Annotated in this window: 22 protein-coding genes; all 22 read left to right on the plus strand. The window is 35.1% G+C overall.

The genetic code is table 11. The features are described 5' to 3' along the window. Positions 1–6 precede the first annotated feature (6 nt). From EHQ31_RS01445 to EHQ31_RS01550, 22 genes are read left to right on the plus strand one after another with little or no spacing between them, the layout of a single operon-like run. Positions 7–783 carry an SDR family oxidoreductase gene (locus tag EHQ31_RS01445; protein WP_167481620.1) on the plus strand — a complete coding sequence of 259 codons (777 nt, stop codon included), beginning with the start codon at positions 7–9 and terminating at the stop codon, positions 781–783. 8 nt (positions 784–791) lie between these two features. Then, positions 792–1451: a hypothetical protein gene (locus EHQ31_RS01450; protein ID WP_135568935.1), complete on the plus strand. Its 660-nt coding sequence runs from the start codon at positions 792–794 to the stop codon at positions 1449–1451. Continuing rightward, positions 1441–2157 (plus strand): acylneuraminate cytidylyltransferase family protein, encoded by a 717-nt coding sequence (locus EHQ31_RS01455; RefSeq protein WP_135568937.1) that lies wholly within the window; start codon positions 1441–1443, stop codon positions 2155–2157. The genes EHQ31_RS01450 and EHQ31_RS01455 overlap by 11 nt, the downstream gene beginning before the upstream one ends. Further along, a complete protein-coding gene (locus EHQ31_RS01460) occupies positions 2154–3284 on the plus strand; it encodes an N-acetyl sugar amidotransferase (protein WP_135568940.1) in 1131 nt (376 codons plus the stop codon). The genes EHQ31_RS01455 and EHQ31_RS01460 overlap by 4 nt, the downstream gene beginning before the upstream one ends. Continuing rightward, positions 3281–3907 (plus strand): imidazole glycerol phosphate synthase subunit HisH, encoded by a 627-nt coding sequence (gene hisH / locus EHQ31_RS01465; RefSeq protein WP_135568942.1) that lies wholly within the window; start codon positions 3281–3283, stop codon positions 3905–3907. Before EHQ31_RS01460 ends, hisH begins: the two co-directional genes overlap by 4 nt. 3 nt (positions 3908–3910) lie before the next feature. Further along, positions 3911–4777, plus strand: coding sequence for an imidazole glycerol phosphate synthase subunit HisF (hisF, locus tag EHQ31_RS01470; RefSeq protein WP_135568945.1), 867 nt, complete (start codon positions 3911–3913; stop codon positions 4775–4777). Beyond that, positions 4774–6036: an N-acetyl sugar amidotransferase gene (locus EHQ31_RS01475; protein WP_135568947.1), complete on the plus strand. Its 1263-nt coding sequence runs from the start codon at positions 4774–4776 to the stop codon at positions 6034–6036. Before hisF ends, EHQ31_RS01475 begins: the two co-directional genes overlap by 4 nt. Then, positions 6037–7881: a hypothetical protein gene (locus EHQ31_RS01480; protein ID WP_135568949.1), complete on the plus strand. Its 1845-nt coding sequence runs from the start codon at positions 6037–6039 to the stop codon at positions 7879–7881. It begins immediately after the preceding gene. Positions 7882–7888: 7 nt separating this feature from the next. Further along, positions 7889–8590, plus strand: coding sequence for an acylneuraminate cytidylyltransferase family protein (locus EHQ31_RS01485; protein ID WP_135568951.1), 702 nt, complete (start codon positions 7889–7891; stop codon positions 8588–8590). After that, positions 8587–9582 carry an NAD-dependent epimerase/dehydratase family protein gene (locus EHQ31_RS01490; RefSeq protein WP_135568953.1) on the plus strand — a complete coding sequence of 332 codons (996 nt, stop codon included), beginning with the start codon at positions 8587–8589 and terminating at the stop codon, positions 9580–9582. The genes EHQ31_RS01485 and EHQ31_RS01490 overlap by 4 nt, the downstream gene beginning before the upstream one ends. Continuing rightward, on the plus strand, positions 9579–10733 hold the full coding sequence (locus EHQ31_RS01495; RefSeq protein ID WP_135568955.1) for a LegC family aminotransferase: 1155 nt from the start codon (positions 9579–9581) through the stop codon (positions 10731–10733). The genes EHQ31_RS01490 and EHQ31_RS01495 overlap by 4 nt, the downstream gene beginning before the upstream one ends. Then, positions 10715–11293 (plus strand): NeuD/PglB/VioB family sugar acetyltransferase, encoded by a 579-nt coding sequence (locus EHQ31_RS01500; RefSeq protein ID WP_135568957.1) that lies wholly within the window; start codon positions 10715–10717, stop codon positions 11291–11293. The genes EHQ31_RS01495 and EHQ31_RS01500 overlap by 19 nt, the downstream gene beginning before the upstream one ends. Next, on the plus strand, positions 11290–12297 hold the full coding sequence (gene neuB, locus EHQ31_RS01505; RefSeq protein WP_135568959.1) for an N-acetylneuraminate synthase: 1008 nt from the start codon (positions 11290–11292) through the stop codon (positions 12295–12297). The genes EHQ31_RS01500 and neuB overlap by 4 nt, the downstream gene beginning before the upstream one ends. Before the next feature lie 51 nt (positions 12298–12348). Next, positions 12349–13527, plus strand: coding sequence for a UDP-N-acetylglucosamine 2-epimerase (neuC, locus tag EHQ31_RS01510; protein WP_135568961.1), 1179 nt, complete (start codon positions 12349–12351; stop codon positions 13525–13527). Next, entirely contained in the window at positions 13524–14411 is an 888-nt protein-coding gene (locus tag EHQ31_RS01515) for a formyltransferase family protein (RefSeq protein WP_135568963.1), read from the plus strand. Before neuC ends, EHQ31_RS01515 begins: the two co-directional genes overlap by 4 nt. Further along, positions 14408–15073 (plus strand): PIG-L deacetylase family protein, encoded by a 666-nt coding sequence (locus EHQ31_RS01520; protein ID WP_135568965.1) that lies wholly within the window; start codon positions 14408–14410, stop codon positions 15071–15073. Before EHQ31_RS01515 ends, EHQ31_RS01520 begins: the two co-directional genes overlap by 4 nt. A gap of 13 nt (positions 15074–15086) precedes the next feature. After that, complete coding sequence (locus EHQ31_RS01525) at positions 15087–16127, plus strand: nucleotidyltransferase family protein (protein WP_135568967.1); 1041 nt, start codon at positions 15087–15089, stop codon at positions 16125–16127. Between the two features lie 16 nt (positions 16128–16143). Further along, positions 16144–17625, plus strand: a complete 1482-nt coding sequence (locus tag EHQ31_RS01530; RefSeq protein WP_167481621.1) for a GMC oxidoreductase — start codon at positions 16144–16146, stop codon at positions 17623–17625. 10 nt (positions 17626–17635) lie between these two features. Further along, complete coding sequence (locus tag EHQ31_RS01535; RefSeq protein WP_135568971.1) at positions 17636–18805, plus strand: DegT/DnrJ/EryC1/StrS family aminotransferase; 1170 nt, start codon at positions 17636–17638, stop codon at positions 18803–18805. Positions 18806–18814: 9 nt separating this feature from the next. Continuing rightward, a complete protein-coding gene (locus EHQ31_RS01540; RefSeq protein ID WP_135568973.1) occupies positions 18815–20038 on the plus strand; it encodes a hypothetical protein in 1224 nt (407 codons plus the stop codon). Further along, positions 20019–20705, plus strand: coding sequence for a 6-phosphogluconolactonase (gene pgl / locus EHQ31_RS01545; RefSeq protein WP_244247233.1), 687 nt, complete (start codon positions 20019–20021; stop codon positions 20703–20705). The genes EHQ31_RS01540 and pgl overlap by 20 nt, the downstream gene beginning before the upstream one ends. Continuing rightward, on the plus strand, positions 20706–21578 hold the full coding sequence (locus tag EHQ31_RS01550; RefSeq protein WP_135568977.1) for an NAD-dependent epimerase/dehydratase family protein: 873 nt from the start codon (positions 20706–20708) through the stop codon (positions 21576–21578).

A 21578-nucleotide genomic window follows, 5' to 3' on the forward strand; every position in this document is an offset into this window, starting at 1 on the left:
CTCGGTTTGAAAAATAAAAAGTGTTTTGTAATGTCCTCAAGTAAGGGAATTGGGAAGGGGATTGCAACCGCTTTAGCAGCGGAAGGTGCTATTGTTACAATTTCTTCTTCCAATAAGGCAAATTTAGAAATTGCATCTAGTGAAATTTATTCCAAAACAAATATAAGACCAAATCTTCTGGAAGCTGATGCTAAAAATATAAATGAATATTTAAAGAAAGTATCTGAGTTGTTTAATTCCTTAGACGGAGTAGATATCCTGATCACCAATTCACCGGGTCCTTCTCCGATTCCTTGTGAACTAATGACTGAGGCAAACTTGCAAGGCTCGTTGGATGTAAATTTGAAGGTACAGATTTTGACTTCTCAATTGGCCTTACCCTTTATGGTAAAAAGAAAATGGGGTAGGTTGATACACTTAACTTCTACTACCGCGAGAGAACCAGAAGAAGGTATGATTCTTTCCAATTTAACTAGGGCTGCTGTTGGTGCGTATAGTAAGACAGTTTCTCGGGAGTATGGAAAACACGGAATCACCAGTAATTCTATACTAACTGGTGGAGTTTTAACTGATCGCACATATGAATTATCAAAGAAGGAAGCAATTGAAAAGAATGTATCAGTTGAAGAAATTATCAATAATTCAAATCAGCTTTTCCCAACGGGTTATTTCCCAAAGCCACTAGAGTTTGGAGAAATTATTGCATTTTTATGTTCACCGAATGCCGGCTTTTTGAATGGTTTAAGTCTTCCAGTTGATGGAGGGCTTTTGAGAAGCCACTGATGATGTCTATGTTCGATCAAAGAAATAGCTTTTTCCAATTTCGTCCTTTTGATGAAGAAATCGAATATAAATTTCATTCTGCTGGTTTTGATACGCAAGAGTATTTTGGGACACTGAAAAACGAAATAGCTCGCTTCGGGTTAACACAAGTAGTTTCTTTAGATGAATTGATTCTTTCCATTGAAAGCAAGCTAACCAACGAACCATACCAGAATTATATGAATCATCCGATTCGTGTTACAATGTCTTATGTTTCTCTAATATCAGAGCCTACGATTCAAGACGTCTTGTTTGGGTTAAGTCATAATGTCATTGAGTTACAAATCCAAGATGGCCTAAACATTAATTCAGAAAATTTGAAAAAAATTCAAACTATTTCAATAGATAGGAAAAGGGAAAAAGATAAAGTATATCGAAAAGAATTCTACGATCAAATTGAGTTTTATTCCCCTGAACTACTATTATTTAAAGCACTCGATAAATTAGATAACACATTGAGTTGGGTTTTCCTCGATCTTGAGCAATATCATATAGATGTAGTGATAGAAGAAGTCTGTCCAAGGTTACGTAAGTATAATGAAAATGTTTCAAGTTACTTAGAAAATCTTGTGTATTATACAATTGATGAGAAAATTAAAAAAAGGTTTAGATTGAAGTATGATAAATAATAAATCAGTTGTTTGTATCATCACCGCTAGAGGTGGGTCGAAGGAAGTTCCAGGTAAAAATATAAAATCGATACAAGGAAAACCTTTAATTGCTTGGACAATACAGGCCGCTAAAAAATCGAAATACATTGATAGAGTGGTTGTAACTACGGATTCTGAAGAAATTATTAATGTTTCTCGGGAGTTTGGTGCTGATGTACCTTTTAAACGTCCTGATAATATTTCCGGTGATAAAGCAAAGCAAGAAGATGCAATTTTCCATGCAATGGAATATTTCGAAAAAAAAGAGGGGATTAAATACGATTATATAGTTATTCTCACACCTACCCATCCATTACGTGATGAAATCGAAATTGATTTAGTGATAGAGGCATTAGTTAATGATCCTAATGCAAAAGCCTATGTAACAATGATAGAAGCAAAAGCAAATCCCCTTCATTGCAACACGATTCCTGAGAATAATTCTTTGGCTGATTTTTTATCCGAGGACGTAAAGTTAAAAAACCGTCAAGAATTGCCGACATATTATCAACCTAGTGGGTCAACGTCGGTGATTGAATGGGATTGTTTTGCAAAGAATGGATCTATTTTTACAGATGATTCCTATGCTTATCTTACAGATTCTATTTCGGGACATGATATTAATTCGGTAATTGATTTCAAAGTTGCTGAAGTTCTTATGAAAGAAAAATTTCACACATTATGAAATTTTGTAAATCTTGCCTACAACCTGATACAAGACCAAATTCTGTCTTTCATAGTGACGGGATTTGTCCTGCTTGTAAATACCACGACTCGTTAAAGAACGTAGATTGGGAAGATCGAAAAAGTGAGCTGGAAGCGATTGTCAGTTTTGGTAAGGCAAATAATCATTCTGGATATGATTGTATCATTGGTGTTAGTGGTGGGAAAGATAGTCTAAGACAAGCACTCTTTGTTAAAGAAACCTTAAAAATGAAGCCACTTCTAGTTTCGCTTGGTTATCCTCCGGAACAGGTCACACAGCGAGGTGTCGAAAATATTTCCAATATGATTTCTCATGGTTTTGATTGTGTTACGATTAATCCTGCACCAGGAATTTGGCGAGATTTAAAACGAAAAGGGTTCAGGCAATATACGAATAGTTTTCGTTCCACTGAGTTGGCTTTATTTAGCAGTGTTCCCAAATTTGCGATAGCTTACCAGATCCCACTTATCTGGTGGGGGGAAAATTCTGCCTTACAATTGGGCGAAACAGCAATCTTAGGAAAAAGCGGAAGTGATGGTAACAACCTTCGGAAAATGAATACATTGAATGGCGGTGATATAACTTGGATTATTTCAGAGGAAATTAAAAAAAATCAAATCCTCCAGTATTGTTATCCGAGTCCAGAAGAAATGGAACAAGCAAACTTACGAATTACTTTTCTAGGTTATTTTTGGAAGGATTGGTCACTTGTCAATAACGGTATATTTTCAATGTTACGTGGTTTAGAAATTAGAGATGATAAACCGTGGGAAATTGGAGATCCGTATGGAGTGACCGCTTTAGATGACGATTTTGTGACTTTTAACCAAATGATTAAATATCTAAAATATGGTTTTGGTAGAGTGACTGATTACGTGAACGAAGAAGTACGAAATGGTCTAATGACTCGTGAAGAAGGGATACAATTGGTCCAAAAATATGACGGAACCTGTTCTCCCTATTATATTGAAAAATTTGCAAATTACATTGGTATTACTGTTAGGGAATTTTGGGAACAGGTGGATCAATCAGTGAATACGGATTTATTTGAAAAAGTATCACTGGGTGAATATAAACCTAAATTTACAGTAGGAGTTGGACTTTGAATACCAAAATTAAAATTGGTATCATTGACTACGGAGTAGGCAATACTTACTCCATTTTCAATGCACTTTCTTACTTAAGTTATTCGAAAGTATCAATCACAGACAAGGAAAGAGAAATTGAGACAATGGATGCGCTCATCTTTCCTGGAGTCGGTGCTTTTGATGAAGCATGTAAGCAGCTTGCAAAAAGACAATTAGCACCGGTTTTAAATGAACAAGTTCTAGTGAAGAAAAAACCAATCCTTGGAATTTGTCTCGGTATGCAACTCTTTGCAACAAGTTCAGAAGAAAATGGACATCATGAGGGGCTAAACTGGATTCCTGGACAAGTGAAAAAAATTGAGACAAACAATCAATTTCCCGTACCACATGTAGGTTGGAACGATATAAATATAGAAAAGGACGAACCATTATTTAAAAAAAATTCCGATCATGTTCACTTTTATTTTGATCACAGTTATCATTTCGAATGCGATTCAAAATTTATCTCTTCTTGGTGTGATTATGGAACCAAGATCACTGCCTCTGTCCAGAAGGATAATATATTTGGTGTTCAATTCCATCCTGAAAAAAGCCATATTAGTGGTTTAAAACTTTTTAGAAGTTTCTTATCTTCCATATAGAACATGCTTAAAAAAAGAATCATTGCAGTCGTCATCGTAAAAGATGATATCGTTGTACAAAGTATTGGTTTTCGTAGGTATTTACCAATTGGCAAACCAGAAATCACATTAGAATTTCTTACCTCATGGGGAATTGATGAAATTGTCTATTTAGATATTTCTGCAACAAAGAATCAAAAACAACCTAACTACGATTTGATTCGAAAGGCAGCAAAAAAATGTTACGTTCCCCTTACTGTTGGCGGTGGGATCAGGCGAATGGACCAAGTCCATGAATTGATGAGTGCTGGTGCCGATAAAGTTTCCTTAAATCATATTGCTTACAATGAATTCTCCTTCGTTAAAGAAGTTGCTTTAGCTTACGGGAATCAATGCGTTGTTACTTCCATTGATGTTATTAAAACCGCAAGTGGTTATCAGGTTTACGATTACATAAAAAAACAAGGAATTGAACTGAATCCTGCTGATTATGCAAAGAGACTTGCAGACAGTGGTGCTGGTGAGATTTTTTTGAACTCTGTGGATCGAGATGGATCATATTTAGGATATGATTTGGATTTGATTCAGTCAGTAACTAATTCAGTGTCTATACCTGTGATTTGTTGCGGTGGTGCGAAGAATGCATCGGATATGGTTCACGTTTTTTCGAATACTAAAGTTTCTGCAGCAGCTGCTTCAAACTTTTTCCAATTTACCGAGCACAGTGTTAATGTTTCAAAATCCTTTGTTCGCAAAACGGAAAATATTCGTTTAGAAACTCATGCAAATTATAATGAAAATGAATTTGATTCTGAAATGAGACTCACTAAAAAAGATGATAAGATTCTCGAAGAAATGCTCTTTCTTCGCATTGAAAAAGAGACTATATGAAGATTTGCAATCGTTGTTTATATTCTGAACTTCATCCACTCAATATTACATTTGATGAAGAAGGAGTCTGCAGTGGATGTCGAATCCATGAAGAAAAAGATTTAATTGATTGGAATTCGAGATTTCAAAAATTAAAGCAGATAACAGAAAATTACCGTAACCAATCTGGAAATAACTACGATTGTATTGTGCCAGTTAGTGGGGCAAGGGATTCTTATTTTATCGTTCACACGGTAAAAAATGTATTAGGTCTTAATCCTTTATTAGTCACTTACAACAAACACTACAATACGGATCTGGGAATTCGCAATTTAGCCAACCTTCGAATCAAATTTAACATTGATATCATGACACTGACTGTAAGTCCAGATACGGTAAAAAAAATTACTCGTGGCACGTTTCGAAAAATGGGTAGTATCTACTGGCATTGTATTGCAGGACAAACCGTATATCCAGTGCAAGTGGCGGTAAAATTTAAAATACCATTAATCATTTGGGGTGCTCACCAAGGTGTTGATCAAGTCGGAATGTTTTCTCATCTTAATGAAGTAGAGATGACTCGAAAATACCGAAAAGAGCATGATTTGATGGGTTTCGAAGCAGAAGATCTAATTGATGAATTTGATGGAATTGAAGAAACTGATATTGTACAGTTTAGATATCCACATGATAAAGAAATAGAGCGAATTGGGGTTCGTGGAATTTATCTAAACAATTATATCCGATGGGATAGCAAAGCACAACATGAGAAAATGCTTGCGCTTTATGATTATGAAACCGGCGAACAAACACGAACCTTCGATACGTACAATGATGTTGATTGTTTTAATTATTCTGATGTTCACGATTATATAAAGTTTATCAAACATGGATATGGAAAGGTGACAGACCATGTTTGCCGTGAAATACGACTTCGCAGGCTAAGCAGGGAAGACGGAATTCAGTTAATAAAAGATTACTCAATGAAAGAACCTAAAAATCTGAACCAATTTTTAAATTGGATTGGAATGACTAAAAACGGTTTTAAATTCATTTTAGACCAACACCGAAATCCAAAAATATGGTTTAGAAATGAAAATTGGGAATGGGAACTAAAGAATCCAGATCCGTTTCAAAATGAAAGTGTTCAAAAATCTGAAGTAGATCGGGTTAGGTTGTCTCTCGTTGAAAACGAATGTAAGTTCCGGTATACTCCTAATAAAAGACCAGATTTACAAGATGAAAATTACATTCTTATTGGAAAAGGATTCTATCAGTAATTGTTCCATTTTTCACTAGATATTATTTTTTCAGAACTGACCTATGTTAGTTCTTTCTTTGCAATACTAATCAGATTTTTTTTTCGAAAGGTCTACTATGTAAAACTTACTAGTGGAAAAAGTGAAACCTTTGCAATTTTTTTAGGAAATCTTGGAATAAATCCCTTACCCATCGCAGATTTAAAAACGATTTCAACTTTCGCAGATGCAGATAGTGACCCCAAAGGATACTCCTGGACCTGGTTAGATAAAAAAATAAAACACTTTCAATTTGATAAGTTAGGAAATTTATTTCCAAATGTCACGAATCTAGATAAAAAAATATCCATATATCTTTTGGATTTTGTTGCATTAAAACTAACTTCTTTAGGTAGTAAGTTGATTTTTTGGCATGAAAACTTTCCCGATAGAAAAATTCTTTTTGTTAGTTTCTCTTTTGATGACCTATCGATTCCAAAACTACCTAATAACTGTTTGAGGATAGTGATACCAATACCAGGTATTCTCGATTTTTTTCGTTTTGTTTTTAAAGTTGTCTTTCGTATTTTTTTAAAAGTGCGCAGTTTGGTTTCTTTTAAACCAAACTTACAAGAAGAATTTCGTTCGAAACCTCATTTCGACTGGGGAAAATATCAACATGCTTATGTAACTCATTCAGGCTTAAAATATGGAAGTTTGTATGAAAAGAGTTTGTATTATAGTGAAACAGATTCCTTTTTTGAACCAAAGAACTTAGTTCATTTTGACTATTCTGGATATAATTCACCTTCGGAAGAACTTCCTTGGTTTTCGCTGACACCTGCAAAGAAGTTAGGTATAAAAGATGTGCTTTCTATCAGTATTCAGTTAGTATTCGCACTAAATTTTATATCAATAAAATTTTCTTCTCTTCCTTTAAAGATTCGAATATTGATCCTTACTTTAAAATTTCATGCGCATAGAAAAGATCTCTCCCGTTTTAAACAACTAAAAAGAGCTTATATTGATTATGATATTATTTGTCCGAAATCATTGATTTTGGCTTTTGAGTCGTATGGTGTTCTTACGATCGGAGTACAGGAAAGGTTTGTTTATACATATTATAAGTCAGCGACTGTTGTTTTAGACCATTATCTCGTATCCTCTAACGAGAGTCGAATGGTCATGGAACAATCAAGGAATTATTGGTTCACAAACTCCATTCCGGTTGGGCAATACAGAACTGATGAGTTTTTTAGAAAATTTCCTAAAATTGAGAGCGAAGATTCTGTAGGTGTTTATAATAAAAGAATTTTAGTGTTAGGTTATCATAGCGACATGTCTTGGGTAGAAAGCCAAGTTAACCCACTTTTGAACTGGCAAGCCCAGGAGCATTTTTTAAATGAAATTATGGAACTTGCAAAGGAATTTAAGGATTCGCTTTTTACTTTAAGATATAAAATGATAGATTGGTTGGAGTTGCCATATTTTTTTCAGGTAAAACATCGACTAAAGGAATTTAAAAATATTATATTTTCCTATGAATATGGAATCTCATTCTATAGTTACTACTTAGCGCAGAATTCAGATATTATCATAGGGAAACACACTTCACTTATGGATGAAGCGATTTCTATTGGAAAACCCGTATTAGTTCATGACTATACTCATAATATCAAATCGATTATTGGTGATACCTTTGATTATTTCGGATCGCGAGTAATTTGTAAAAACTTTGATAGTTTTAAAGAGCGGTTTAAGCTTTTGGTAGAAGGTGACTTGGATCTAAAACGAGAGATCAAGGAAGTATCCACAAAACTTTACGGTGACTTATCTGACGGTAAAGTGAAAGAGCGGGTTCATTCCGCCATCAAATCTATAAATTAACCAAACTATGAATATTTTAGCTTTTATACCAGCAAGAGGTGGATCCAAGGGGATACCTGGAAAGAACTTATACCCAATAGCAGGGAATCCATTACTTTTTTATACCATTGATTTGGCAAAAAAATTAGATAAAAATGTCATTCCGTTTTTATCAACGGATGATATTGATATCAAAGCTTACGGAATATCCTTAGGTTTGAACGACGATTATCTAAGACCAAAGGAATTAGCAAGTGATTCCTCGGCTACGATTGATGCAGTAATGCATGCTTTAGAGTGGTTTCAGAAGTCGAACGATGTGCAAATTGACTCTGTCTTACTATTGCAGCCTACCTCACCCATTCGAATTATATCAGAAGTACAGAACGCTATCCATAGTTTCAAAGAAAAAAAAATGGAAAGTCTTGTGAGTGTGACTCACATGAGAGAACATCCATTTGAGTGTATTAAGTCTGTTGAGGATTCCTGGTCTTTTTTAGAGAAACCTAGTGAAAAAGTTACAGGAAGACAGGGCTATACAGGAAATTATTACTTTCTGGATGGATCTTTTTACTTAGCTACCGTTAAGTTTTTAAAAAACAATAGAGCTTTTGTTGTCGAAGGAAAAACGCATTTGTTCGAATCAAAGTTACGTTATTCGATTGATATTGATGAATTAGAAGATATGGAAATTGCCGAAAGCATTTTAGAAAGGAAACTAAAAATATGAAAAATATACTGTTAATTGGTGGAGCAGGGTACGTTGGATCAGTGATTACTGATTTTTTACTTAGAAATGGCTATAAGGTTACTTGCTTAGATGGTTTTCTGTATGAGAACCAACGAACTGTACTTCCTTACATATTGAATGAAAACTACAAATTTATTTGCGGCGATCTTTGTGACGAAGATGCAGTGAAAAAAGCATTAGTTGGTATCGATTCTGTTGTATTACTTGCTGGATTAGTTGGTGATCCAATAACAAAAAAATACCCCGATTTATCTAAAAAGATAAATGATGATGGAATCTTAAATCTGTTTCAAATTATGAATGGAAAGGGAATTGAAAGACTTATTTTCATTTCAACTTGTTCTAATTATGGACTGATTAAAAACGATGAGCTTGCAGATGAAAATTTTGAACTTTCGCCACTTTCTTTGTATGCAAAAGCTAAAGTTGCGGCTGAGAAAGAACTATTGAGTGAAAAAAATAATTTTGATTTCTCTACTGTAGTTTTGCGATTTGCAACTGCCTTTGGATTATCTCCAAGAATGAGATTTGATCTTACTGTTAGTGAATTTACAAAGGATTTAATTTTAGGAAAAGAATTACTTGTATATGATGCTCATACTTGGAGACCTTATTGCCACGTAAAAGATTTCGCAAGATTAATTGACATCGTTCTGAAATCCCCTAAAGAAAAAACACATAAAGAGGTTTTTAATGCAGGTGGTGAAATCAATAATTTTACAAAACAAGGAATTTTGGATATAATCTTAAAATATCTTCCCCATTCAAAAGTTAGTTTTAAAGAACATGGAACTGATCCGCGTAATTATAAAGTTAATTTTTCAAAAGTGAAGTCAGTACTCGGTTTTGAACCTAAATACACAGTGGAAGATGGTGTAAAAGAATTAATTGAAGCATTTCAATTGAACCTTTTTAAAAATTTAGAACAAGATATCAACTTTCATGGGAATTATACAATAAACTATCCATGATAAAATCGTTTTTAGATCTAGTCAGAGATCATTACAATTCAGCTGATGAATTCATTCCCCTCCATGCTCCTGTATTCCGTGGGAATGAAATCCATTATGTGACTGAAACTATTAAGTCCACCTTTGTTTCCTCTGTTGGGGCCTATGTAGATCAGTTTGAAGTAATGATGAAATCGATCACTGGTGCGAAATATGCCATTGCAACTGTAAATGGAACAGCCGCACTTCATATCGCGCTTCATAGTATAGGAGTCAGTTCGGGGGATGAGGTCATTACGCAAGCTTTGAGTTTTGTTGCGACTGCCAATGCCATCAGGTATACAGGAGCAGACCCTGTTTTTCTCGATGTGGATTTAGATTCGATGAGCCTATCACCAGTGGCTTTGTTAGCTTTTTTAGAATCAGAATGTGAATTTAAAAACCAAATTGTTACAAACAAACGAACAGGAAAACGAATCAAAGCCATTGTTCCTATGCACACATTTGGAAATCCTGGTAGGATCGAAGAGATATGTAAGGTGGCAAATCAGTTTCGATTAGATGTGGTTGAAGACTCTGCTGAATCTCTGGGAAGTTATGTGAATGGTAAACATACTGGATCTTTTGGTCGTTTAGGTGTTTTCAGTTTTAATGGCAATAAAACCGTTACTTGTGGTGGTGGTGGTGCTGTGGTTACGGATGACGATAATTTAGGAAAAAGATTAAAACATATTACCACAACAGCAAAAGTTCCGCATCCTTGGGAATATTCTCATGATGAATTGGGATTCAATTATAGGATGCCCAATCTAAATGCTGCACTTGCTTGTGCGCAGTTGGAGCAACTGGATGATTTTTTAAAAGAAAAAAGAGAACTTTCTATAAAGTACATTCAGTTTTTTGAAAATACAAAGGTTACTTTCAAAAAAGAAATTAAAAATTCTGTTTCAAACTACTGGTTAAATACAATTGAATTTCCATCAAAATCAGATAGAGACAAGTTCCTGGCAGAAACCAATGGGGCTAAAGTGATGACACGTCCTTCTTGGAATCCACTAAATACATTACCTATGTATCAAAATTGTTTTTCTGATTCATTAAAAAATACGAATCACATTGCTGATCGTTTAGTGAATATTCCCAGTGGAGTGAAATGGAAGGAATCATACTAATCGGAGGAGGCGGTCACTGCAAATCAGTGATTGATGTCATTCGAAAAGAAACTAAGTTTGAAATTTTAGGAATTATCGATTCCAATTTACCAGTAGGTCACTTGGTTTTGGATGTGATGGTATTGGGTAATGATTCCGATTTTAGTGCATTATCTAAAAAATGCAAAAACTTCCATATAACTGTGGGCCAAATCCAATCAAACATAGTCAGGAAAAAAATAGCCAATGAATTAATGGCATTGGGCGCAGAACTCCCTAATATTATCTCTCCCAGTGCTATCGTTTCCTCCTATTCAAAGTTAGGTCAAGGAATTACTGTTATGCACCAGGCGACGATCCAAGCAGATGCAATGATAGGAGATTTCTGTATTATCAATGATCATGCACTCATTGAACATGATGTTCATATCGGAAAGTTTTCGCATATTGCCACTGGGGCCATTGTCAACGGTAATGTTGAGATCGGTGAGAACGTCTTTATCGGAAGTGGGGCAGTCATTGTTCAAGGTTCGAAAATCCCGGATGGAACTTTTATAAAAGCAAACCAATTAGTCAAATGAAACAAAAAACGATAATTATAGCTGAAGCTGGTGTAAATCACAATGGTGATCTTAAAATTGCCGAAGAACTCATTCAAGTGGCCGCAAAAGCCGGTGCCGATTTTGTAAAATTTCAAACCTTCCAGTCAAATTCGATTTCTTCGAAACTTGCAGGCAGAGCGGAATACCAAAAGGCAAACATGAAAGAAGATGGATCACAAATCTCTATGTTAAAGAAACTAGAGTTGAATTTTGAGATGCACCAACATTTAATTCAAGTTTGCAAACAAAATAAGATTCAATTTTTATCGACTGCGTTTGATTTACCTAGCATAGATTTACTCATCCAACTAGGAATCAAACTTTGGAAAATTCCCAGTGGAGAAATCACAAATTATCCCTATTTAAAAAAAATCGGCTCACTTAACGGGGAAGTGATACTATCTACAGGAATGTCTAATCTCGGTGAAATTGAAGCGGCTCTATCGGTTTTAGAAAATGCAGGAACTAAAAGAGAAAACATTACTGTGTTACATTGTACCACCGAATATCCTGCTCCGATGCATGAGGTCAATTTACGTGCGATGCTTGCGATTCAAAACGCATTTGGAGTTAAGGTTGGATATTCAGATCACACAGTAGGAATTGAAATATCTTTAGCAGCAGTGGCTCTTGGGGCAAATATGATTGAAAAACATTTTACCCTCGATCGAAATTTACCAGGTCCAGACCACAAGGCAAGTTTAGAACCAAATGAATTGAATGCATTGGTTAGCGGTATCAGAAATATTGAGCTAGCGTTAGGTGACGGTGTGAAAAAACCTTTCCCTTCCGAAATAAGAAATATGACAATTGCCCGTAAATCACTCATTGCTAAAGAGAACATTCGGAAAGGTGAGATTTTTACTGAACAAAATGTAACAACCAAAAGACCTGGAAATGGAATTTCTCCCATGAGGTGGGATGAAGTAATGGGAAAAACAGCATCCAAAGATTTTTTAGAAGATGAATTGATTGAGATCTAAACTAAAGATTTTTTCCCATTTTAAAGTCTTCAATTTAAAGAGTCATCTGCAATGAATAAAAAAATTTGCTTTATCACTGGAACTAGAGCAGAGTACGGCTTACTCAAAAGATTAATGAAATTGGTTTATGATGCGCCGAATATTGAAATTCAAATCATTGCTACAGGTATGCATTTATCTCCGGAATTTGGACTTACCTTTAAGGAAATAGAAGGTGATGGTTTTCGAATTGATAGAAAGGTCGAAATTTTATTAAGCTCTGATTCTTCTGTAGCTATAGGAAAATCTATAGGTCTTGCTTTGATTTCTATAACGGAAGCATTAGAACAAATGAATCCAGACTTGGTATTTTTAGTTGGCGATAGATATGAAACCTTGGCATGTGCGATAGCAGCAATGGTAACAAGGATTCCAATTGCGCATATACATGGTGGCGAAAGAACGGAAGGTTTGATTGATGAGGCAATTCGTCATTCAGTGACGAAAATGTCCTATTTGCATTTTGTAGCAAATGAAGAATATCGTAGACGAGTCATTCAGCTTGGTGAAAGTCCGGAGCGAGTGTATGTATGCGGTGGTTTAGGTGTCGATATAATACAAAACACAAAATTATTCTCTCTTCAAGAGCTGGAAAATTCTCTAAAGTTTCAATTTAAAGATAAGAATTTGATGGTTACCTTTCATCCTACCACATTGGAACATGATACGTCTGAGGTTCAATTTAAAGAGCTTTTGGAAGTGTTAAAGGAGTATGTTGGAAAAGGACATGGGCTTATTTTTACAAAAGCTAACTCTGATACCAATGGTCGAATCATCAATCAACTGATAGATGATTTTGTAAGAGAGTATCCAGACCATGCGATTGCCCATGCTTCACTTGGCATTCAAAGGTATTTATCAGTTCTAAAATTTGTAGATGGTGTGATTGGAAATTCTTCGAGTGGTTTATTGGAAGTGCCAAGTTTTAAAATAGGCACTATCAACCTTGGTGATCGTCAAAGAGGAAGAATTATGGCGACAAGCGTAATCCAAGCAGATTGTGATTCTACATCGATTCGGTCAGCTTTGGAAAAATTGTATAGTAACGAATTTCAAGAAAGTTTAAAAAATACAATTAATCCATATGGAGAAGGTGGTGCTTCAGAAAAAATATTCGAATATCTCAAGGATTTAGATTTCGACAATTTAGATGTTAAAAAACCATTTTTTGATGTTAGTTACCAATTATGAGAATTCTTTTCATAGGCTGTGTCATTTTTTCTAAGAACATCTTGGAATTGTTAGTCGAAAGTAAATTTAACGTTGTTGGAGTGATTTCCAAGGATGATACAGGTTTCAATTCTGATTATTATGATACTTCTATTATTGCAAAGCAGTACAATATACCTTTTATTAAAACTAAAAATGTAAATGAATTACATATTCTCGAATGGGTTAGGGAACTGAAACCGGATATCGTCTATTGTTTTGGTTGGAATAGTTTGCTTGGGAATGAATTTCTTCAAATCCCTAAAAAAGGGGTTATTGGATATCATCCAGCTTCTCTTCCACAAAACAGAGGAAGGCATCCCGTTATCTGGGCATTAATATTAGGACTTACAGAAACTGCTTCAACATTCTTCTTTATGGGTGAGGGTGCAGATGATGGGGATATAGTTTCACAGAAAAAGATAATAATAGAGAAAGAAGATACTGCGAGCACGTTATATGATAAGTTGATCCAGGAATCTCGGACACAAGTGATTGAATTTACGAATCAACTAAACAATAACCAATTAATCGCAAAAAAACAAGATCATGAACTGGCAAATTCCTGGAGAAAACGTTCCAAAGTTGATGGGGTTATTGATTTTAGAATGTCCAGCGAAAGTATTTATAATTTAGTTAGAGCATTAACTAAACCTTACCCTGGTGCCTTAATCCTTTATAAAGGTGAGGAGTATCCTGTTTGGCAAACAAAGATAGCAGAAACTCCTTATTCTAATTTTGAACCAGGGAAAGTTTTAAAAATTTCTGAATCTTCTATTTTAGTAAAATGTGGTTTATCAACAGAAGCTATATTACTTGAAAAACATGAATTGCCAGAGACAATTCAAGAAGGTGATTATCTTTGAATAAAAAATCAATTATTGTTTTTACACCACATCCCGACGATGAAACGTTAGGTGCAGGTGGGTTCTTATTAGCGAAGAAAAAAGCTGGATATGATCTTATTTGGCTAATAATGACTCATATGAAAGAGGAGTTTGGTTGGACCAAAGACCAGATCAATCGACGTGAAGCGGAAATTCAAAAGGTATCACGAATGTACCCATTTGACTATGTGTATAACTTAGGTTTTGAGCCGACCGGGCTTGATAAGTATTCGTTTTCAGAATTAATTGGTCCAGTTGTAGATATTATTAAAAGACACCAGCCGGAAATCATATTATTACCATCAGCGCAGGATCCGCATACTGATCATAAAATTACTCATCAAATCGGAATTTCTGTTACCAAGAAATTTAGAAACTTAAATATAAAATCTATCCTTGAGATGGAGATACTTTCTGAAACAAATTTTGGTGAAATTGATTCTATCTCGGCAAATTTATATGTGGATATATCTGATTTTTTCGAAAGAAAAGTGGAGATTTTAAAAGAGTATGAAGGTGAACTCGGTGACCATCCCTTTCCTAGAAGTTTAGATTCTGTGAAAGCATTAGCAATCTTGCGAGGATCGCAGAGAGGCACAATGTATGCAGAAGCATTTCGAATTGTTAAATCTTACGAGTAAGAGTAATAAATAAATGTCCAACCCTTGGCAAAAAGCACTTCTGCGATCAAGCGATTCAATTGAAAAAGCGATACAGAATCTTGAGTTAACAGCACTACAGGTTGTATTGGTTGTTGATGAAGGAAATCATTTACTTGGAACCATCACCGATGGTGACATTCGCCGAGGCCTCTTAAAAGGAATGGATATGAATGCCACTGCTCATGGTATTTTAAATCCAAATTCTTTTGTCGTCACTCCTTCCATGAGCCGAGAATTGGTTTTGCAACTAATGAAAGCCAATAAAATTCATCAGATTCCCATAGTTGATGAAAATCGGAAAGTTTTAGGATTACATGTGTTAGATGAAATTCTTCTTCCTGAAAAGAAGGAGAATTTGTTTGTGATTATGGCTGGTGGGAAAGGTGTCAGACTACGCCCTTATACCGAAAATTGTCCCAAACCTTTATTGCCTGTAGCCGGGAAACCAATTTTGGAGCATATCATTGAAAGAGCAAAGGCAGATGGCTTTCAAAAATTTATTATTTCTGTTCATTATCTCGGACATATGATTGAAGAGTATTTTCAAGATGGGAAAAAATGGGATGTTGAAATTCAATATTTAAACGAGGATAAACCTTTAGGAACGGCAGGTGCACTGAGTCTTATTACAGAGAAGATTAAACATCCATTTTTAGTTTCCAATGGAGATGTATTAACCCATATTCGATATAGTGATTTATTAGAATTTCACCATGATCATAAAGCAGTGGCAACAATGGCGGTGCGTATGCATGAATGGCAACACCCTTTTGGAGTAGTTCATACCAAAGGTGTTGATATCATCGACTTTGAAGAAAAGCCAATCTATAAAACTCATGTCAATGCGGGAATCTACGCTCTTAATCCTGAGATATTTAGTTATTTGAATCAAGATGAATATACAGATATGCCAACTCTCTTTAGTAAGATAAAGGCAACCCAAAGGAAAACAATAGTATATCCGATGCATGAATCTTGGATTGATATTGGGCGACCAGATGATTATGAATCAGCTGATCAAGTTTTTCAGTAAAATTAGTAAGGATTATATGAATCAGAAAAAAGTCATCATCATTGGCGGAGGAACCGCAGGTATTGTTATTGCGAATCGACTTCAGGAGAAATTTGCGGTAACAGTCATTGATAAAAGTGAGTATAAAGCATATCCTTTGCTTTATCGAGTTCCATTAATGATCGGTATTTTATTCAGAAGAAAAAATTCGGAGTATATTCATAAGACAGAGTTTGATTTAGCCAATGGTCGTAAAATTCCATTTTATCAATCGAATTTGTTAGGTGGAGCCTCAGTAATGAACGGGGCTGTACATGTTTTTGGTTTTTTATCCAAATGGGTTCCGATCCTAAAGCGATTCGGATTTGAAGTGTCTGATTTAAATGAGAGTCACGAACTACTTTATTCTGAAAACAAAGTAGTGAATAATAAAATTACCATTAAAAAAGCTCCACTAAACTATATAGATAATTCATTTTTAGAAACTTTAAAAGGCCGAGGTGTACCTCTCGATAATATGAGTGTTTCTGAGAAGGAAGCATGTGGCCCAATTTATAATACAGTTCGCACATTCTTTAGAACTTCGGTTTTATCAGTATTGGGTAAAAAGAAGTTTAAGACAATATTAAATGAAAAAGTCGAACGGATTCTTTTTGATGAAAACGGAAACGCCAAAGGAGTAAAAACGAATCGTTCCACTTATGATTCGGATTTTGTGATTTTATCCGCAGGTGTTATGGGTAGTTGTTCTTTACTATTACAACAGCAGTTAGATCCAAATTCTTTGATTACTGATCTAAAAATCGGCAAAGAAATCCAAGACCATACAAACTTAAGAGTAAATGTATTTGCCAATCATCCACTGAATTCCCTTAACGAGGTATATGCTAGTTTTTGGAAAAAAATGTTTTTGGGAATCAAACATTTTTTAGGGATACCAACTGTAATGAGAGGAACAGGTGCCACTTCTGCGGCTTATCTAGACCTTGATAAAGATGGTGAAATTGATACGAGGATTCAAATCCTTCAATTTTCTGAATCGGGTAGGCACGGTAGTAAGGGTTCTGTTTTTAATACCTCTGAGCCAAGTTTTTCCATCTCGATCAATGCAATACATCCATTATCGAAAGGATATGTTTCTTTCCAAGATGGCAAATTAAAAGTGGATCCAAAGTTTTTATCTACGGAATCGGATGTAACTCTCTTAAAGCTTGCCATTAAATATTGTATTGAACTTTTAAAATCACCACCGATACGGGATCATGTGAAAGAAATTGATCAACTGGATTTGATGGAAAAAGATCCTGATAAATACATTCAGGACACAATGTATAGTGGTCACCATTTGATAGGCGGATTACAAAATTCGATTACTTCGGATTTTGAATTAAAAGACTGTAAAGGTTTATATGTTTGTGATGCGAGCGTATTTGATCGATTTGTCGCTAGTAATATACATTCGTCTGTCGTATTACTCGCAGACATGTTTGCTAAGAAATTTATAAATAAGCAAGGTTAGGGAATCATAAGTGCCTGGATTTGAATTAGTCGGAAAAGAAGAAAGAGAAGAGATCAATCAGCTTTTTGATGATGGTGGCATTTTATTTGCTCATGGATTTGATGCGATTCGAAATGGTAGATACCGAGTTCGTGAATTTGAAAAGGCTTTCGCGGAAAAAATTGGAGTAAAATATGCACAAGCAGTGTCATCAGGAACTGCTGCCATTAAAGTTGCACTTTTTGCTGCGGGAGTAAGACCTGGAGATGAAGTGATCACCCAAGCTTTTACATTCATCGCAACTGTGGAAGCAATTATTGATTTGGGTGCCAAGCCGATTTTAGTGAATGTAAATGACACATTAAATTTAGATCCAGTAGCGCTAAAAAAAGCCATTACTCCAAGAACAAAGGCAATTGTTCCTGTACACATGTTAGGTGTGGCATGTGAAATGGATAAGATCCAAGAAATTGCCACTGAATATAATCTAGCAATTATCGAAGATAATTGTGAATCGCTCGGTGCAAGATGGAATGGTAAATACTTAGGTACTGAATCTCTTGCTTGTGCCTGGAGTTTTGATGCAGGAAAAGTCATTATCACTGGCGAAGGTGGGATGGTGACCACCAATGATGAAGAGGTTTACAAACTAGCCAGAGAATATCATGATCATGGTCATGAATACAATGCGAAATTTCCGAGGGGAAGAGATACACATAGAATTCGTGGCTTCAATTATCGGATGAGTGAACTACAGGCTGCTATCGGCTTAGCCCAATTGAAGAAATTGGATTTCATTGTTTCAAAAAACATTGAAAACTTTAACATTTACTTTGAAGCGTTAAAGGAACTTCCCAATATTTCTTTTCGAAGAATTCCAAACAAATCGCAACCGTTATGCGATTGTTTGATCTTTCAATTGGAGACTGCCGAAAAGGCAAAATGGGTAGTAACAGAAATGAATAAAAGTGGATTGGGAACAAAAAACGTTCCTGATGCGATTGAATGGCATTTTGCTCGTTATTGGGATCATATGTTAGGCGAGCTAGGAATGTCAAAGAATGAATTGATAGATACTATGGAACCCTCTGAAAGAGAGTTAAGCAGAAGTGTTGCCATACCAATTCTTGTAAAGATGGATAAAACCACCATAACAACCAATGCGGCAAAATTGGTATCAATTTTAAAACAAGTAAATTAACGACTTCAGATGCCCAATTATGAATCCATTATTTTTTTTGTAGAAACTCCATTTACTGAAAGAGATGAAAAACGGTTTGGGATTAAAGAACTAAGCCAACTGGGATTTCAAGTTGAGGTTTATCAGTTAGAAGATATATTTCATAAACAAAAATACTTAGATTCAAGACAGGGGAACCAAAAAGAGTATATCAAATACTTCTCAACAATAAATGAATTAAAGAATGAGCTACAGAGGATTAAAAAAAGATTTTTGGTGATTCTGTTAACAGGCTACTATTTAGAATTATTGAAATTTTTTAAAAAACAATGCATTGACTATGCTTTGTATTGTACAAATCGAATTCCAACACCACAGGAAGTTTTAAATGATAGTATATACATTAAAATGAAACAAAAGCTTTTTGAAGAAGGTTTTGTATCGCTTTTGAAATCTATAGGGAGAACTTTAAAGAAATCTTTGGAAGTATTGAAGAGGAAAACTCCCTTGGCCCCAACATACGTGATTGCAGGTGGAAGTCGATCGATTGAACATTTAACAAAGGAAATTCTAGATTCTGCCAAAATAATTTGGGCTCATAGTTTGGATTTTGATTTGTTTTTGCAATCCAAACAATCTAGTTTCCAATTATCTCCATATCTTGATGTTTATGGAAATTTAGTGGAACAAAAAAACTTTGATAACCATATTGTGTTCTTGGATGAATATTCTCCCTACCATCCCGATAATGATTTTTTTAAGATTCCCCATGCGGACAAAAAAGAAACTTATTATCCAAGATTAGAAAGTTTCTTTCATTATCTCGAGAAAAAATACAATACGAAAGTGGTGATTGCTGCCCATCCAAGATCGGAATATCAATCTAAGGAACATTTTAAATCATTCATTATCATTAAAGATAGGACTCTAGACTTAATCAAAAACTGCCGCTTTGCATTGATTCATTCTAGTACAAGCATTAATTTCATAAATCTCTTCGAAAAAGATGCAGTATTTTTTTACACCTCAACCATGAGAAATATTTATAAAAATATGGTAGTTTCGTTTGCGAATCTACATGGAAAGAATCCAAAAGAAATAGATTTAGAAACGGATTATGATCGGCTTAACTTACTGGATGATAAAATAGACCATAGTAAATACCTGGAATACAGGAATGCGTTTATCAAAAGAAAAGATTCAAAAATGGAATTTTCCTGGGTTATCCTTGCCGATGAACTTCGAAATGCTTGAGTTAAGAGAGATTCCTTCGTCAGTCTGGGAAAAGGAAACCATACTCGAAATTTCCAGAATTTTAAATCCTTCCTTTTCTGCGAACCAGGTAAGTGAAACGAATTTTCATATATTGCTTTCTGGTGGAAATACACCTTTACCTATCTATCAAAATTTTCATCAGTTAAATCTAAATTGGTCAAATCTTCATATTTGGCTTGCAGATGAAAGATGTGTTGAGTTACAAAATTCCGAAAGATCAGAGACCATGATAAAAAAAACATTAGGTGAACCAATTCTCTGCCAAGCAAAATTTCACTCTCCTGGTATTGGAAATCCAACTCAAATGGCAAGTGAGTATAATCAGCAGCTAACCAATCAGTCTTTTTTTGATTTAGCGGTTCTTGGAATTGGTGAAGATGGTCATACAGCTAGTTTGTTTCCAGAAAATGATCTTGGGCAAAATTCATCATCTGCCGATGTATTACCAATATATAATTCTCCAAAATTTCCTAAGGAAAGAATTAGTTTATCCTTAAATAAAATCAATCAATCAAATCATGTATTATTTTTAGTTTCAGGTAATGGGAAAAAGGAAATCATTCAGAAAATTATGGCTGGCCATGTCTGCCCTGCATCGAAAGTGCGGGGTCGGTATAGCACTAAAATTTTCTATTGTATAGATTAAATGAAGATTCTTGTATTTGGTGGGTCAGGTTTTCTCGGATCTCATGTAGCAGACGCATTGAGCGATGCCGGTCATGAGGTAACTATTTTTGATTTAGTTAAGTCACCTTGGCTGCGTTCCGACCAGAAGTTTGTTTCTGGTGATCTTTTGGATGAAAAGATCGTTTCCGAAATTGTTTCAGGGTTTGATGTAGTTTATAATTTTGCCGCACTTGCCGATTTAAACCAGGCACTGGATAAGCCAGTAGATACTATTCGTATCAATATTCTCGGAAATACTTATATTCTAGAGGCTTGCAAAAAACATAAGGTAAAACGATTTATATACGCAAGTACTGTGTATGTATATAGCCGCGAAGGTGGTTTCTATAGGTGTAGTAAACAGGCCTCAGAAAGTTATATCGAGGAATATCAAAAATGTTTTGGTTTGGATTTTACCATTCTTAGATATGGCTCCTTATATGGACCTAGGTCTGATGAATCGAATGGACTCTTTCGCATAGTAAAATCAGCTTTGGAAACGGGTCGGATCACTTATGAAGGAAGTGCTGATAGTTTAAGAGAATACATCCATGTTGAGGATGCTGCCAGAGCAAGTGTTGTTGCAATGGGAGAAGAGTTTAAAAACCAAAGTGTTGTTTTAACAGGGCAAGAACCAATGCGGGTCATCGAGTTACTCAAGATGCTCGCAGAAATTCTAGGAAGGCCCGATTCAGTAGAATTTTTAGAAGGTGACCAAGTAGGGCATTACGTAAGAACTCCTTATGCATACCAACCTAAGTTAGGTAGAAAATACATTCCACCTATGCATGTGGATCTTGGTCAAGGGTTACTTCAGTTGATTGATGAAATGAAGTTTAATACAAATAGATAA

The sequence above is a fragment of the Leptospira montravelensis genome, assembly GCF_004770045.1.
GTDB lineage: Bacteria > Spirochaetota > Leptospiria > Leptospirales > Leptospiraceae > Leptospira_A > Leptospira_A montravelensis.

What these genes read in the sequence shown, in the direction of transcription:
- EHQ31_RS01500 (WP_135568957.1), top strand. Translation starts at nt 10,715, where the DNA reads ATGGAAGGAATCATACTAATCGGAGGAGGCGGTCACTGCAAATCAGTG.
- EHQ31_RS01515 (WP_135568963.1), top strand. Translation starts at nt 13,524, where the DNA reads ATGAGAATTCTTTTCATAGGCTGTGTCATTTTTTCTAAGAACATCTTG.
- EHQ31_RS01525 (WP_135568967.1), top strand. Translation starts at nt 15,087, where the DNA reads ATGTCCAACCCTTGGCAAAAAGCACTTCTGCGATCAAGCGATTCAATT.
- EHQ31_RS01540 (WP_135568973.1), top strand. Translation starts at nt 18,815, where the DNA reads ATGCCCAATTATGAATCCATTATTTTTTTTGTAGAAACTCCATTTACT.
- EHQ31_RS01530 (WP_167481621.1), top strand. Translation starts at nt 16,144, where the DNA reads ATGAATCAGAAAAAAGTCATCATCATTGGCGGAGGAACCGCAGGTATT.
- neuB (WP_135568959.1), top strand. Translation starts at nt 11,290, where the DNA reads ATGAAACAAAAAACGATAATTATAGCTGAAGCTGGTGTAAATCACAAT.
- EHQ31_RS01450 (WP_135568935.1), top strand. Translation starts at nt 792, where the DNA reads ATGTTCGATCAAAGAAATAGCTTTTTCCAATTTCGTCCTTTTGATGAA.
- EHQ31_RS01460 (WP_135568940.1), top strand. Translation starts at nt 2,154, where the DNA reads ATGAAATTTTGTAAATCTTGCCTACAACCTGATACAAGACCAAATTCT.
- EHQ31_RS01485 (WP_135568951.1), top strand. Translation starts at nt 7,889, where the DNA reads ATGAATATTTTAGCTTTTATACCAGCAAGAGGTGGATCCAAGGGGATA.
- EHQ31_RS01550 (WP_135568977.1), top strand. Translation starts at nt 20,706, where the DNA reads ATGAAGATTCTTGTATTTGGTGGGTCAGGTTTTCTCGGATCTCATGTA.
- hisF (WP_135568945.1), top strand. Translation starts at nt 3,911, where the DNA reads ATGCTTAAAAAAAGAATCATTGCAGTCGTCATCGTAAAAGATGATATC.
- EHQ31_RS01455 (WP_135568937.1), top strand. Translation starts at nt 1,441, where the DNA reads ATGATAAATAATAAATCAGTTGTTTGTATCATCACCGCTAGAGGTGGG.
- pgl (WP_244247233.1), top strand. Translation starts at nt 20,019, where the DNA reads ATGAACTTCGAAATGCTTGAGTTAAGAGAGATTCCTTCGTCAGTCTGG.
- neuC (WP_135568961.1), top strand. Translation starts at nt 12,349, where the DNA reads ATGAATAAAAAAATTTGCTTTATCACTGGAACTAGAGCAGAGTACGGC.
- EHQ31_RS01490 (WP_135568953.1), top strand. Translation starts at nt 8,587, where the DNA reads ATGAAAAATATACTGTTAATTGGTGGAGCAGGGTACGTTGGATCAGTG.
- EHQ31_RS01475 (WP_135568947.1), top strand. Translation starts at nt 4,774, where the DNA reads ATGAAGATTTGCAATCGTTGTTTATATTCTGAACTTCATCCACTCAAT.
- EHQ31_RS01495 (WP_135568955.1), top strand. Translation starts at nt 9,579, where the DNA reads ATGATAAAATCGTTTTTAGATCTAGTCAGAGATCATTACAATTCAGCT.